The sequence below is a fragment of the Planococcus sp. APC 3900 genome, assembly GCF_030407735.1.
Taxonomy (GTDB): Bacteria; Bacillota; Bacilli; order Bacillales_A; family Planococcaceae; genus Planococcus; species Planococcus notacanthi.
The window spans coordinates 164,223-178,043 of sequence record NZ_JASDCT010000001.1 but is presented as its reverse complement, the minus strand read 5'-3'; the positions used below and the strand labels follow the sequence as shown (position 1 = coordinate 178,043).

Here is a 13,821-nt window from a genome sequence, read left to right as displayed (position 1 = left end):
CCAAAGCAGAGTACAGTCCACTCACCCTCTCTGAAATCTGCTATCTATTAGCTTCACCCAGATGTCCGAGTTGTGTTCTTCCTTTGTCCAATAATATATAAACAACCAGCGCACCAATGAACAGCATGCCGACAGATCCGCAAATGATCACGGGCCGTATGGAAAAAAGCTCCGCCGCCGCTCCCGCAAGCACAGTCAGGACAATCAGAAATACTGCCTCCAGCAAGCCGTACACACTGATGACTCTGCCCATTACGGAAACCGGGATATTGTCCTGAATATACGTCTGGAATCCGGTATTGGCGAAAGCCAAGAAAAATGCCAGAACCAGGAATCCAGATGCTGCTCCTTCAAAACTGCTGGAAACGGCATAAAGCAAGTAGCCCACTGCAGTAAGCACAGCACCGCTGGCCATCAGAAAAGCGGCTGAGAATTGATTTGCTCCTATCCAAACGATGATTGAACCGGCAATGATGCCAAGCCCGGCCAAGCTGACCAACAGTCCGTATTGCTGTTCGGATAGCCCCAAAACGGTAATGGAAAAAGCAGCTTCCAACGAATCCAGTGCTGCTGTCATCACGAGAAAACTGCTGAAAACAAGATATACTGCCATAACGCTAAGGTTCTGACGGCTAAACTCCTTGACGATTTGCCAGTCCGCGAGCAGTAAACGGATGGAAAAAGATTCTTTGACAGGCTGTCCTTTCTCCAGATTCGGCAGCAACAAGGTAAGCAGCGCTGAAATCAACAAGGCGGCCGCATTGATATAGAGGGCAAAGCTTGGTGTTCCAATCAGGAACAGCAGCCCGGCTGCAGCGGGTCCCACCAGAAAAGCGCCTGAATCCATCAGGCTTCTGAAAGAATTGAACCTTTTTCGTTGTGACGGGTCCAAGAGCATCGTGATATAAGTCGTTGAAGCCGGCTGAAAGATTGAGCTTCCCATTCCAATCAGAAAAACCATCAAGTAAATTGCAGGCAGTGATGTAAAAAAAGGCAATGCACCGATTAACACGGCCCGCAAAACATCAAGAGCCACGAGAATCGATCTTTTGTTCATTCGATCGATTAACGTTCCTCCCCATAAATTTGTCAGCAATGCCGCTGCCGGGTGCATCAAGTAAAGGCCAGCTACCGCCAAGGCCGATCCTCCTGTCATCTCCAGCACCAGCAGGTTCATGGCAATCAGGTAAATCCAAGCCCCGATATTCGCTATTCCAATGGCCATCAGCATAATCACTGGCGCTCTCCAGTTTTTCATCCTTCATTCCCCGCTCCCCTTTTTATTTGGAAAATAAAAAAATCCCACCTCCAAGACCATTGTCTTGGAGGCGAGAATCGGTTTCGCGGTGCCACTCCAGTTGTTTCGACATGTCACCATATCGAACTCATCAAGTACGGCAGAGGTACCTGCGTATACTTCAGCTCGATAACAGGAGCTCCTGTCACACCATCCCCTTAGTCCGGTTCCGATGTGCTGCTCAGAGTTTTGCTTCAATCAGCCATACCTGTTCCTTTTCAGCTGCCGGAACTCTCTGGAAAGAATGGATTAATCTACTCTTCTCTTCAAGGCATTTTGTTTTTTATATCCTAGCATTTTTCCCCAATGCTTGTACATATTATTTTAGTGTTTATTCGTTCAAAATGCCTTCCTGCAACACTGCAGATTTGTCTCCATAGACTTTCGTGAGGTGCATATCTCCCCAAGAACAAAGGGAATTTAGGATACCTTCCAGACTGATGCCGTATTCACTGAGCTCATACTCCACTTTTGGCGGGACCTGGTTATAGACAATGCGGTTGATGACACCGTCTGCTTCCAATTCGCGCAATTGCTGGGTCAGCATTTTTTGGGTGATGTCAGGCATGAGCCGTTTTAATTCACTGGTCCGCTTTTTGCCGCGCATCAAATGGCAAAGAATGACGGTTTTCCACTTCCCGCCGATGACCTCCAGTGTCGCTTCTACGGATATATTGTATTTCTTGTCCAACGGCCTTCTCCCCTTTCTATAGGTACTAAAAAGTACCTACAGCACTTTAAAGTGCGTACTTCCCTTAATTTACTCCATAACACATACTAACATTTATCGATTGGAATTGATCGATAGAAAAACTAGTTGGAGGAGAAAAATATGTCTCTAGATAAAAAAAGAAGCAACTTAGCCTTATTGGCGCTGGCACTCAGCGCCTTTGCCATCGGCACCACCGAATTCATCAGTGTCGGCCTGTTGCCGATGATCGCGGAGGATTTAACCATCAGTGTAACGACAGCCGGACTGACGGTATCTCTGTATGCCTTAGGCGTAATGTTCGGTGCTCCTGTCTTGACTTCAGTTACTGCCAATATGTCCAGAAAATCCTTGCTGCTATGGATTATGGTGGTCTTTATCATCGGCAATGTACTTGCAGCGACTGCCACTACCGTAAGCGTATTATTGATAGCAAGGGTAGTTTCAGCTCTTGCCCATGGGGTATTTATGGCTATCGGTGCTACTATCGCCGCAGATTTGGTTCCTGATAACAAGCGGGCCAGTGCTATTGCGATTATGTTTACGGGTTTGACTGTTGCTACTGTCACCGGTGTTCCTTTTGGTACATTTCTTGGGCAGCAATTTGGCTGGCGTGCTGCTTTTATGGCCATTGTCGTTATCGGCATCATTGCATTTATCGGAAACAGTATATGGATTCCTTCTGACTTAAAAAAAGCTGTCCGTACTTCTTTCCGGGATCAAGCCAAACTGGTGACGAACGGCAGGCTGTTGCTGGTTTTCAGCATTACAGCCCTTGGTTATGGAGGAACTTTTGTAGTATTCACCTATCTGTCGCCATTATTGCAGGAAGTGACAGGATTTCAGGCGGGAACTGTCACTCTCATATTAGTGGCCTACGGCATTGCCATAGCCGTCGGCAATACAATTGGCGGAAAGCTGGCCAATCAGAACCCGATCAAAGCACTGTTTTATATGTTTTTGATCCAATCCGGCATTTTATTGATTTTAGCTTTCACTGCTCCATTCAAAATTGCAGGGTTAATCACTATCATCGTCATGGGCCTCTTCGCCTTCATGAATGTTCCGGGCCTTCAAGTTTATGCAGTGATGCTGGCAGAACGGTATGTACCAACTGCCGTGGATGTTGCATCAGCCATCAACATTTCAGCATTTAACGCAGGAATTGCCATCGGCGCATTTGTCGGTGGAGTTGTCGCCGATTCGATAGGGCTTATCCATACTTCATGGATTGGCGCCCTCATGGTGTTCGGTGCGGTCTTATTGAGCGGCTGGAGCCGGCATCTTGAGAACAAAGAAACCAGCAGCAAAACCATTTTACGAAATTTACATGAAACATCAATCAACTAATTTTATGGAGGATGAGAATAATGAAAACCTTACAAGACACCACCACTTTGCATAACGGAGTTAACATGCCCTGGTTCGGTCTGGGTGTATTCAAAGTCAGCGAAGGAGGAGAAGTTATCGATGCAGTCCGAACCGCGATCATCAATGGCTACCGCAGCATCGATACAGCTGCCGCTTATGGCAATGAAGAAGGCGTTGGCCAAGGCATCCGTGAAGGATTGGCGGAAGCCGGCATTACCAGAGAAGAACTTTTTATCACTTCAAAAGTATGGAATTCCGATCTTGGCTACGAGTCGACCCTTGCCGCCTATGAAACCAGCCTGAAAAATCTGGGCTTGGATTACTTGGATCTTTATTTGATCCATTGGCCAGTTGAAGGGAAATACAAAGAAGCATGGCGCGCACTCGAAACCTTGTATAAAGAAAATCGTGTTAAAGCGATCGGCGTCAGCAATTTTCATATCCATCATTTAGAGGAATTGCTGAAAGATGCGGAAATCACCCCGATGGTTGATCAAGTGGAGTACCACCCTTTCCTGACGCAAGCGGAATTGCATACATTCTGCAAAGCTCATGACATTCAACTGGAAGCCTGGTCCCCATTGATGCAAGGCAAGCTGCTGGATCACCCGGTGCTCGTGGAGATCGCTGCGAAAACTGAAAAAACAGTCGCACAGGTCATTCTTCGCTGGGACCTGCAGAATGGCGTGGTGACCATCCCAAAATCCATCAAAGAAGCCCGAATCATTCAAAACTCACAGGTCTTTGATTTTGAACTGACAGACGAAGACATGGAACGAATTTCGGCATTGAATGAAAACAAGCGTATTGGACCAGACCCGGACAATTTTAATTTTTAACCTCAAGCAGGCAGCCCTCCATCAAGGCTGCCTGCTTTTACTGCTGCTTCGATAAATCGGAAAACGGATTGAAACGGCCGAATTGAACCTGCAACGTTTTATCAGAAAGCGAAGCAGGGGTTTTGACACCTCTCCTTCTCCTGGTATAAGTTAATGAAGTCAATTCCGATAGATTTTATAAGAATTATTATTTCTTGGAAAAGGAGAGAGAAAATGAAAACTTTATGGAAACGGTATCTCGATGCCTCATTAATTTTAAAAATCACGATTGCACTCATTCTCGGCATCGCTGTCGGCCTTATCTTTGGAGAGCAGGCTGCTGTGTTAGCGCCCTTCGGTGACTTATTGCTGAATCTGCTGACCTTTCTGATCATCCCTTTGATTCTTTTTACCATGATGGTCGGAATCAACCAATCCTCGATTGGGGATCTCGGACGTATGGGCGGTAAAGTGTTCATTTACTATACCCTCAGTTCCGCGTTTGCCATTATTGTCGGTTTGGCCGTCGCCAGCTTCTTTCAGCCTGGAACCGGCATGCAGCTGCAGAGCAATGAAACTTTCGATGTTCCGGAAAATCCAGGGCTTGTCAGTGTTCTGTTGAACATCGTCCCTTCCAACATCTTCACCGCTTTTACGGAACTTAATCTGCTTGGCATCATTTTCACTGCTTTCGCTTTTGGCATCGCGCTGTCCTATATGCGCCAATCCAGTGAATTTGAAAGTCTCGGCGATCATTTGTATAAAACCGTCACTGCCTTGAATGAACTGACTTTGTTGGTTTTAAAAGCCGTTCTCCAGTATGTGCCGATTGGAATTTTTGCCATCATGGCAGAGACTGTCGGCAACCAGGGCTTCGATACACTGTTGTCCCTTGGTGAAATGGTGCTCGTCCTCTACGTTGCCTTGATCGTCCAGATTTTGTTGTATACCTTGATCTTGGTACTGTTCAAAGTCAAACCGGGACAATTTTTCAAGCAGGCGCGCACACCGATGCTGACCGCTTTTGTTACTCAAAGCAGCTCTGGAACGCTGCCGCTGACGTTGACTGCCGCTAAAAATCTCCGTCTGTCGAAGAGTCTGTACGGCTTCAGCCTGCCGCTCGGCTCAACCATCAATATGGACGGAGCCGCCATCCGCATTGCCGTTTCAGCTGTTTTCGCCGCGAACCTCGTCGGAGATCCTTTAAGTCTTTCCGAGATGTTGCTGGTTGTGCTGGTCGGTACTTTGGCTTCCATTGGAACCGCCGGCGTCCCGGGAGCTGGGATTGTCATGATTGCCACTGTTTTCGTCCAACTGGGCTTGCCGATGGAAGCTGTCGCGTTGCTGACGGCCATCGATGCACTGGTTGGGATGGGCTGTACGGCATTGAACGTAACCGGTGACTTGGTAGGAACCACTGTAATTGATAAAAATGAAAAGAAACGAAAAACTGCATGACTCCGAAAAACGCTGCCCTTCCGGCAGCCTTTTTTAGGGCCTATTATTCTTTCAACTTGTTCTGACAAACGCATTTCGCTATCCTGTTAAGTAACACACCAAAGGAGATGGCTTTATTGACGACAATTGGGTTGGTACGGCATGGCATCACGGATTGGAACATACAAGGCATCGCGCAAGGGTCGGCGGATATTCCATTGAATGAAACCGGCAGACAGCAAGCCGATGCGCTTGCAGAACGGCTTTCGAGAGAAGAGGATTGGGATCTGATCATCTCCAGTGATTTGTCCCGCGCCAAAGAGACAGCGGAAATCATCGGCAAAAAGCTTCATTTGCCGGTCAGCCATTTTGACACGCGGCTGCGTGAACGAAGCGGCGGCAAAATCGAAGGCACGACGGAAAAAGAACGTCTGGAAAAATGGGGAGCTGATTGGCGCGAACTTGATTTGGCGATGGAAAGCCGAGAAGAGGCAGCCGATCGCGGACTGGCGTGCATTGAAGATATACTGGAAAATTTCAGCGGACAGCGTGTACTGATTGTCAGCCACGGAGCGTTGATCGGCTTGACGTTAAAAAAACTTATGCCGGAGAAGTTCCAGGAAACTTCCATGGACAATACGTCCATCACGATTTTAAAAAATGCCGAAAGCCAGTGGAATTGCTCATTGTATAATTGCACCATCCATTTGCAGAAAAGTGAAAGCTATTGATTACTGGCCTTACTAGCTGCTTCCTCTATATTTACTTTCCAGAAAACCACTGTCGTGCTGTCACGGACGTGGTTTTTTTGGATTTTGGATAAGTAAGGCAGCGACGCTCACTGCCGAACCAACTGAACGACGCTCTTTGTTTTGTCATGTAAAAACCCCTTCCCCGATATTCTCACAATTATAATGGACACCTATCAGATTGGACAGAAAATCTTGTATGACACCCGCAGTACACACATCGATTTGAAGAATGTGGTAAAGTTAATATCAATGAATGACAAAAAACCTAACCCCAAAGGAGAGATTCTTGATGTATATCGTAACCAACCGCATTAAAATGAAAAAAGGATTTGCAGAAAAGATGGCTCCTAACTTCACTCGTCCAGGTGCTTTGCAGGAAATGGAAGGCTTCGTTAAAGTTGAAGCGACCATCACTCAGAACTTGGAAGAACACGATGAATTGAACGTCAATATGTATTGGGAGAACCTTGAGAGCTTTGAAGCTTGGAAATCAAGTGACGCTTTCAAACAATCCCATAAGCGTCCGGAAGAAAACTCCAATGAACCACCAAAAGAATCTCCAATGCTTGGCAGTGAATTGGTCATCGCTAAAGTGGCTTCTACTATCGAAGCTACACCGAAAAAGCAAGCATAAGAAATGAATTGCTTTAAACTTTAATGTAAAAACAGGCACTTTTCCCGTTATCGGGAAAGTGCCTGTTTTGATGTTCACTTTTAAAATGAGACAGTGTTCAATTGATCTTTTTTTATTCGACCGAGACGCCTTCGGCTTTTTCCCAGCCGTTCTTTTGTTGTCTGCCAACCAGCAGATGGTATAAAACCACGCTGGCAGCAAGCATGGCCGCTATCAATAAATACATTCCCCTAAATCCGACAAGCGGCGTGATGAACCCGAGTGCAAACGGTCCAAAACCGATGCCGATGTCCACAAAAATATAGAAAGTGGAGGTTGCCAGCCCCATTCGATGTGCGGGCGATAGCTTAATCGCCAAGGCTTGAGAACTGGACTGCAATGTACCGTATCCAAGACCAATAAATACGCCTGCAAGGAGCAGAATGATCCCGCTATGTGCTTGGCTCAATAGTACCATGCCAATGGCATAAGCGATGATTGCCGGATACATCACAATATTGACGCCTTTAACGTCAAATAAGCGGCCCGTAAACGGTCTGGACAGGATTACCACCACAGCGTAGACAATAAAAAATAGGCTTGCGGCTTCGACAAGATCTATTTCCTTGGCATAAAAGGTCAGATAGGAGAGTACACTTGAATAGCCCAAGGCCATGACAAAACTGATGATTGAAATTGGGACAGCTTTTGGTTCCAGAAAATTGGACAATTTAAGTCCTTTCATTTCTTTCATTTGTTCAGCGGTCAATACAAGACGCGGAATATTCATGAACAATGCAGCAAGCAAAGTGACAAGCGCCAGCACACTACAAATAATGAAATTGGCTTCTGCCGAAATACGGTCCGTAATCAGTAGACCAATAAACGGTCCGATCGCAGAGGCGATGATAATGCTGACGCCGTAATACCCCGTCCCTTCCCCACGTCTGGAATTGGGAATCAGGCTAGCGGCTATCGTGCCTGTAGCTGTAGAAGCCAGCGCAAACGCGATACCGTGGAAGAGGCGGATAAACAAGAGCACGGCCAAACTGTTGATGATGAAATACAATAGCGTCAGTACGAGAAACGCAGCCAAGCCGATAAACAACAGTTTTTTTCTTCCTATCCGTTCAATAGCTGATCCTCCGAACAGCCGGCCCATCAATGCACCGACCACAAAAATACTGGAAGCCAAACCGGCCATACTGGTGGAGGCATTAAACTCCCCTTTTGCATAAACCGGAATGATGACTACCAATAAATAAAAACTTAAAAACAATAAGAAGTTCACGCCAAAAACAAGCAGAAAATCTTTTGTCCATAATGGTTCTTTTTTCTGTTCCATTTTTCTTACTCACCTGCCTCCATATGATTTCTAGACAATTACTATCCATTACAGAAGTAAATTAGTTACCCAAGATAACTAATTATTATACAGGGTTTTTAACAAAAGTACAGAAGCTTTCACTTTCTTTATGATTTAAAACATTGTTTCAGTCTCTATCTTTTGATATGGTTACCCTTGATAACAAACGTCATCAACATTATAAAGAGGTGTTTTTCATTAAAGCTTTTCAAGAGTTTTTCCATCAGTTTCTTTTACTGTCCAGGCCTTTTGAACATCATTTGAATAACGAACTTGGCAAGCATGGGCTCTACCGGGCTCAATGGTCAATTTTGTATTATATAGCCAATAATGACTCCGCAACGTTAGTTGAGCTTGCCCATTATCAACGGATTGAAAAACCGACCGTGACACGCACCGTAACCCGATTGGAAGAGCAAGGTTACTTAGAGCACATCCCCGGCAAAGACAGACGTGAAAAACGGATGCAGCTTACTACCCACGGGAAAAAAGTATACGAGGATGTTCGTGTCACTATCGATCAATTTGAAAAAGAAATTCTGGCTCATATCCCGGAAGAAGATCAGCTTGCAGGGATTGAGATGATGAAAACCATACGCATGAATTTAATCAGCAGGGAGAATTCCAAATGAATAAAAACAATCCTCCTTTATGGACAAAAGACTTTATCGTCACTGCTTTAGTGAATTTTTTCTTAGTTCTTATCTTCTATCTACTGATGGTCACAATCGCCGTCTATGCTGTTGAGGAATATGGGGCTTCAACAAGCGAAGCCGGCCTGGTTACCGGAATTTTCATTCTGGGCGCTTTAGCGGGAAGGCTGGTCATCGGCCGTACAATCGACAAAATTGGCCGCAAACAGACCTTGGTCATCGGCCTTGCGCTATTCACTTTGACTACATTCTTCTATTTCCTGAATTTCGGACTTCCTTTCCTCATGCTCAATCGCTTTCTTCACGGGATGACGTTGGGAATGGCCAGCACGGCAGCCGGAACCATCGTTGCTCAAATTATTCCAATGAGACGAAAAGGCGAAGGGATCGGTTATTTCAGCCTCAGTTCGACTTTAGCGACGGCTTTTGGCCCCTTCATCGGGTTGATGATGAGCCAGTACAGCAGCTATGAAATGATTTTTTCGGTATGCTTGGCGCTCGGCGTGGTCAGCTTGGCCGTATCTTTATTTGTTTATGTACCGCCAGTCGTTGCGCCACCTGCAACTGACGAAACGAAAGGGTTTAAGATTTCAGATTACATCGAACCGAAAGCTGTACCGATTGCACTCGTTTGTCTGGCCATCGCCCTTTGCTATTCCAGCGTTCTGTCATTTATCAACTTCTTTGCGATGGAGGAAGATTTAGTGCAGGCAGCCAGCTACTTTTTCCTTGTTTACGCCATTGCGATATTAGTTTCCCGGCCGTTCACCGGAAGACTGATGGACCTGAAAGGCGCAAACTTCGTCATGTATCCTGCTTTCGCCATTTTTGCAGCAGGACTTTTCCTGTTAAGCGTCACCAGCAGCAGTACAGGGTTATTGGTTGCCGGTGCTTTGATTGGTTTGGGCTTCGGCAATATGCAATCGACGACGCAAGCAGTCGCGGTCAAGCTGACGCCGCCTCACCGTATGGGCCTTGCCACTTCGACATTCTTTATCTCAATGGATGCCGGGCTCGGCTTCGGCCCGTACTTGCTGGGCTTTGTCATCCCCCTGATTGGTTACAGTTCACTTTACGGCATCCTGGGCTTTGCGGTGCTTGCAACTGCCGTCTTGTATTATTTGATGCACGGCAAAAAAGAACGTGCAGAAGCAGCGGCATTGGTTTAGAAATAAAAAATGGCCATCAATTCACTTACGAATTGATGGCCATTTCTATATCCTATTTTACCATTGCACACTGCTAATAATCCGGCTTATTTATCGGATCAGTTACTCCTCTTCTTCTTCAGCTTTCTCAGCAATCGCCTTGGTCTCATGCACGGTGCCATGAGGATGTTCCGGCGGCGCGTAAATGGAGTATATTTTTAACGGTTGATCGCCTTTGTTTGTGACGTTATGCCACTTTCCTGCTGGAATCATGATGGCGTAATCGTCTTCAGCATTTTCTTCAAAGGTCAGGTTGTCTTCGCTGTCCCCCATTTGGACAAAGCCTTTTCCGGCTTCAATCCGCAGAAATTGGTCGCCTTCATGGACTTCCAGGCCGATGTCATCCCCCACTTCAATGCTCATGACGGTAACCTGCAGGTTCTTGCCTGTCCATATAGCAGTACGGAAAGTGTCATTTTGCTTGGTCGCCTCTTCGATATTCACTACAAACGATTCTGCTCCATAATCTTTTAGTTCCATAGCCAATTCCTCCTCCGAATTATCTTCACAGCCTTCTATACCTCAGTCTCAGCCGTCTCAAACTATCCGGAAAGGTTCTTTGCTATACCAATAACTGCTTGACCAATTCCTTATTGCGCTTTTTGAACACTTCATTATGAGAAGACACCATGGCGATTTTATTCGCGTCCGGCTGGATGTAGTGCTTGGCTTTATTGACTGCGTTCGCTGCATCCTGGAATGTTCCGGCAATCAGATTCAATTTGCCTTCGTGCTGCAGAATGTCACCCGCTGCATAGAGGCCTTCAACTGATGATTCGCTGCTTGGCGTGCCCGCGATGTAGTAATCGTCGGCAATTTCAATATTCAACGGACTGTTTCCAAGCAGACTGATGTCGCGCTCGTAGCCGTGGTTGATGATCATCTCATCAATCGGCAGAACTTGTTTTTCATTCGTTTCCTGATGCGTCAATTCAACAAACTCGATGGCATCCCGGCCATCCGAAGCGATCAAACGCGTGATATTCGTATGGAGGCAGCAGATGGCAGATCCATTCATTAGTTGCGTAACCTGCGCTTCATGTCCTGCAAGCTCAGGCTTGCGGTAGGTGACGTATACTTGCTTAGCGATCGGTTCCAGCTCATTTGCCCAGTCGATAGCAGAATTTCCGCCACCTGAAATCAAGACCGTTTTGTCTTTGAATCGTTCCAATGATTTGACGGTGTAATTCAGATTCGACACTTCGAAACGCTCCGCTCCTTCAATCTGCAATTTTTGCGGATTCAGGATGCCTCCACCGACTGCGACAATCACCGTTTTTGATAAATGCACTTCACCGGAAGAACCGATCATTTCAAAGATGCCTTTTTCATTTTTTGCGATGGACTCAACTTTTTCATTCAATACGACTTTCGGGTGGAATGTCAGCCCTTGTGCAACCAATTGGTCGATGAGCTTAGCTCCTTGAATCGGCGGCTGTCCCCCAACGTCCCAAATCATTTTTTCCGGGTAGACATGAATTTTGCCGCCCAATTCCGGCTGAAATTCGATAATTTTCGTTTTCATTTCACGTAAACCACTATAAAAAGCTGAATACAATCCTGCTGGGCCCCCACCTATAATTGTTACATCAAAAAGTTCTTTTTCCCCCATCTATCTTCACTCCTGCCCATCCATATTTTTATTGACAATAAAAATAATTAGTCTTATAGTGTTGATTGTACTGAAAATGATAATCATTATCAATGATAAAAAGTATTAATTTTGAAAAGGAGGTTTTTGAATGGTGCGTTTATTCACCGAGGAGCTGAATATCAGTTATGGAGACAGGCTGATTGTCAAAGATTTGACGGTCCAAATTCCGGACAAGAAAATTACAACGATCATCGGTTCCAACGGCTGTGGCAAATCGACTCTGTTAAAAGCGATTACTCGGGTGATCTCGCATCAATCCGGATCCGTGGTATTGGATGGCAGCAATATTGCCCAGGAAAACACGAAATCGCTGGCGAAAAAAATGGCCATCCTTCCACAAACACCTGACAGCGCCGCCGGATTGACGGTCGGTGAACTGGTTTCCTACGGCCGCTTCCCTTATCAGAAAGGCTTTGGGCGATTGTCCAAGAAAGATTACGAAATCATCAACTGGGCACTTGATGTTACGGGGACGCAATTCTTTAAATACCACCCGGTTGACGCATTATCCGGCGGTCAGCGCCAACGTGTTTGGATTGCGATGGCATTGGCACAGGAAACGGAAATGATTTTTCTGGATGAACCGACGACCTACCTGGATATGGCTCACCAGCTGGAGATTTTAGAACTGCTGCAGCAACTGAACCGGGAACAGGAACGGACCATCATCATGGTGCTTCACGACCTGAACCAGGCAGCACGTTTTGCCGATCATATCATCGCCATGAAAGACGGCCAGATCGTCAAAGCCGGCAATTGCCACGAAGTCATTACACAACCCGTATTAAAAGAAGTTTTCCGGATCGATGCAGAAATCGGCTTGGATCCGCGTACACAAAAACCGATGTGCACAACCTACAACTTAATCAGAGGAGTCTAACCGACATGAAAAAATTATTCTTGCCTTTCTTCCTATTAACTTTGCTGCTGATCCTGGGTGCCTGCAATTCTGAGTCAACCACTGAAGAAGCAGACGCTGCAGAAGCTGACAAAGCACCTGAAACCATTACATACGAATCTGAAAACGGACCTGTTGAAGTGCCTGCAGATCCACAGCGCGTCATCGTTCTTTCTACTTATGGCGGTGACGTCATGTCCTTGGACGTTCCTTTAGTGGGCGTCGATTCATGGTCCAAAAACAACCCGCGTTTTGAAGAACAATTGAAAGACGTGGAAGAAGTAGCAGATACAGATCTTGAAAAAATCATCGAATTGGAACCTGACTTGATCCTTGGCGGTTCAACCATCAACAACATCGACAAATTGAAAGAAATCGCACCAACTGTCACGTTCACTTACGGCAAATTGGGCTACTTGGACCAACACTTGGAAATTGGTAAAGTGTTGAACAAAGAAAAAGAAGCACAGGCATGGATTACAGATTTCCAGGAACGCTCACAGCAAGCCGGTGAAGATATCCGTGCGAAAATCGGTGAAGACGCAACCGTTTCGGTTATTGAGAACTTCGACAAGCAATTGTATGTATTCGGAGACAACTGGGGACGCGGAACTGAAATCCTTTACCAGGAAATGAAATTGAAAATGCCTGCAAAAGTGGAACAAATGGCTTTAGCAGACGGTTATTATATGCTGTCCCAGGAAGTCTTGCCGGAATATATGGGTGACTATGTCATCTTCAGCAAAGACAGCACACAGGACAACTCATTCCAGGAAACCGACCTGTACAAAAACACACCCGCAGCTAAAAACGGCCAAATTTTTGAAGCCAATGCTAAAGAGTTCTACTTCAATGACCCGATTACATTGGAATACCAATTGGAATTCTTCATTGAAAACTTTTTAGGCGAGTAACCAGCTGCTTTACGTTAAATCTGGTTTGCAACTCCTTTAGAATCGGATTTAAAAGGAGTAAACCTAACAAAAACTAAACTTCTATACCAAAGAAGAGGAATTCTGATTTTAGAATTCCTCTTTTATTCTCA

13 protein-coding genes, 1 pseudogene and 1 other annotated feature are annotated in these 13,821 nt (G+C 45.7%); of the genes and pseudogenes, 9 read left to right on the top strand and 5 right to left on the bottom strand.

Annotated features, from left to right (window positions below; all coding sequences use genetic code 11):
• Nucleotides 1-40: 40 nt before the first annotated feature.
• A complete protein-coding gene (locus tag QMA04_RS00800; protein WP_290183626.1) occupies nucleotides 41-1,258 on the bottom strand; it encodes an MFS transporter in 1,218 nt (405 codons plus the stop codon).
• A 63-nt stretch (nucleotides 1,259-1,321) separates the two neighbouring features.
• Nucleotides 1,322-1,576 (bottom strand) — a binding site (T-box leader).
• 52 nt (nucleotides 1,577-1,628) lie between these two features.
• Nucleotides 1,629-1,988, bottom strand: coding sequence for a winged helix-turn-helix transcriptional regulator (locus tag QMA04_RS00795; protein ID WP_191714631.1), 360 nt, complete (start codon nucleotides 1,986-1,988; stop codon nucleotides 1,629-1,631).
• A 141-nt stretch (nucleotides 1,989-2,129) separates the two neighbouring features.
• Between QMA04_RS00795 and QMA04_RS00790 the strand changes: the two genes are divergently transcribed.
• From QMA04_RS00790 to QMA04_RS00770, 5 genes are all read left to right on the top strand, one after another.
• Entirely contained in the window at nucleotides 2,130-3,356 is a 1,227-nt protein-coding gene (locus QMA04_RS00790) for an MFS transporter (protein ID WP_290183625.1), read from the top strand.
• 17 nt (nucleotides 3,357-3,373) lie between these two features.
• Nucleotides 3,374-4,216 (top strand): aldo/keto reductase, encoded by an 843-nt coding sequence (locus QMA04_RS00785; protein ID WP_191715068.1) that lies wholly within the window; start codon nucleotides 3,374-3,376, stop codon nucleotides 4,214-4,216.
• Nucleotides 4,217-4,429: 213 nt separating this feature from the next.
• Entirely contained in the window at nucleotides 4,430-5,653 is a 1,224-nt protein-coding gene (locus tag QMA04_RS00780; protein WP_290183624.1) for a dicarboxylate/amino acid:cation symporter, read from the top strand.
• 116 nt (nucleotides 5,654-5,769) lie between these two features.
• On the top strand, nucleotides 5,770-6,363 hold the full coding sequence (locus QMA04_RS00775; RefSeq protein WP_290183623.1) for a histidine phosphatase family protein: 594 nt from the start codon (nucleotides 5,770-5,772) through the stop codon (nucleotides 6,361-6,363).
• Between the two features lie 310 nt (nucleotides 6,364-6,673).
• The gene (locus tag QMA04_RS00770) at nucleotides 6,674-7,018 is read left to right on the top strand and encodes a heme oxygenase (protein ID WP_290183622.1); all 345 of its coding nucleotides are present in this window, start codon (nucleotides 6,674-6,676) and stop codon (nucleotides 7,016-7,018) included.
• A gap of 112 nt (nucleotides 7,019-7,130) precedes the next feature.
• Here the strand turns inward: QMA04_RS00770 and QMA04_RS00765 are convergent, their stop codons facing one another.
• Nucleotides 7,131-8,342, bottom strand: coding sequence for an MFS transporter (locus QMA04_RS00765; protein WP_191714626.1), 1,212 nt, complete (start codon nucleotides 8,340-8,342; stop codon nucleotides 7,131-7,133).
• Nucleotides 8,343-8,623: 281 nt separating this feature from the next.
• Here QMA04_RS00765 and QMA04_RS00760 point away from each other — a divergent pair, with 281 nt between their 5' ends.
• On the top strand, nucleotides 8,624-8,995 hold the full coding sequence (locus tag QMA04_RS00760; protein ID WP_356780697.1) for a MarR family winged helix-turn-helix transcriptional regulator: 372 nt from the start codon (nucleotides 8,624-8,626) through the stop codon (nucleotides 8,993-8,995).
• Complete coding sequence (locus QMA04_RS00755) at nucleotides 8,992-10,185, top strand: MFS transporter (protein ID WP_191714625.1); 1,194 nt, start codon at nucleotides 8,992-8,994, stop codon at nucleotides 10,183-10,185. The genes QMA04_RS00760 and QMA04_RS00755 overlap by 4 nt, the downstream gene beginning before the upstream one ends.
• A 102-nt stretch (nucleotides 10,186-10,287) precedes the next feature.
• Here QMA04_RS00755 and QMA04_RS00750 read toward each other — a convergent pair.
• Both QMA04_RS00750 and QMA04_RS00745 read right to left on the bottom strand, forming a co-directional pair.
• A pseudogene (locus QMA04_RS00750) lies at nucleotides 10,288-10,704 on the bottom strand (cupin domain-containing protein); the annotation flags it as partial.
• Between the two features lie 82 nt (nucleotides 10,705-10,786).
• A complete protein-coding gene (locus QMA04_RS00745; RefSeq protein WP_290183620.1) occupies nucleotides 10,787-11,836 on the bottom strand; it encodes an NAD(P)/FAD-dependent oxidoreductase in 1,050 nt (349 codons plus the stop codon).
• Between the two features lie 130 nt (nucleotides 11,837-11,966).
• Here QMA04_RS00745 and QMA04_RS00740 point away from each other — a divergent pair, with 130 nt between their 5' ends.
• Both QMA04_RS00740 and QMA04_RS00735 read left to right on the top strand, forming a co-directional pair.
• Nucleotides 11,967-12,758, top strand: coding sequence for an ABC transporter ATP-binding protein (locus QMA04_RS00740; protein ID WP_191714622.1), 792 nt, complete (start codon nucleotides 11,967-11,969; stop codon nucleotides 12,756-12,758).
• 5 nt (nucleotides 12,759-12,763) lie between these two features.
• On the top strand, nucleotides 12,764-13,690 hold the full coding sequence (locus tag QMA04_RS00735; protein ID WP_290183619.1) for an iron-hydroxamate ABC transporter substrate-binding protein: 927 nt from the start codon (nucleotides 12,764-12,766) through the stop codon (nucleotides 13,688-13,690).
• The last annotated feature ends 131 nt before the right edge of the window (nucleotides 13,691-13,821 follow it).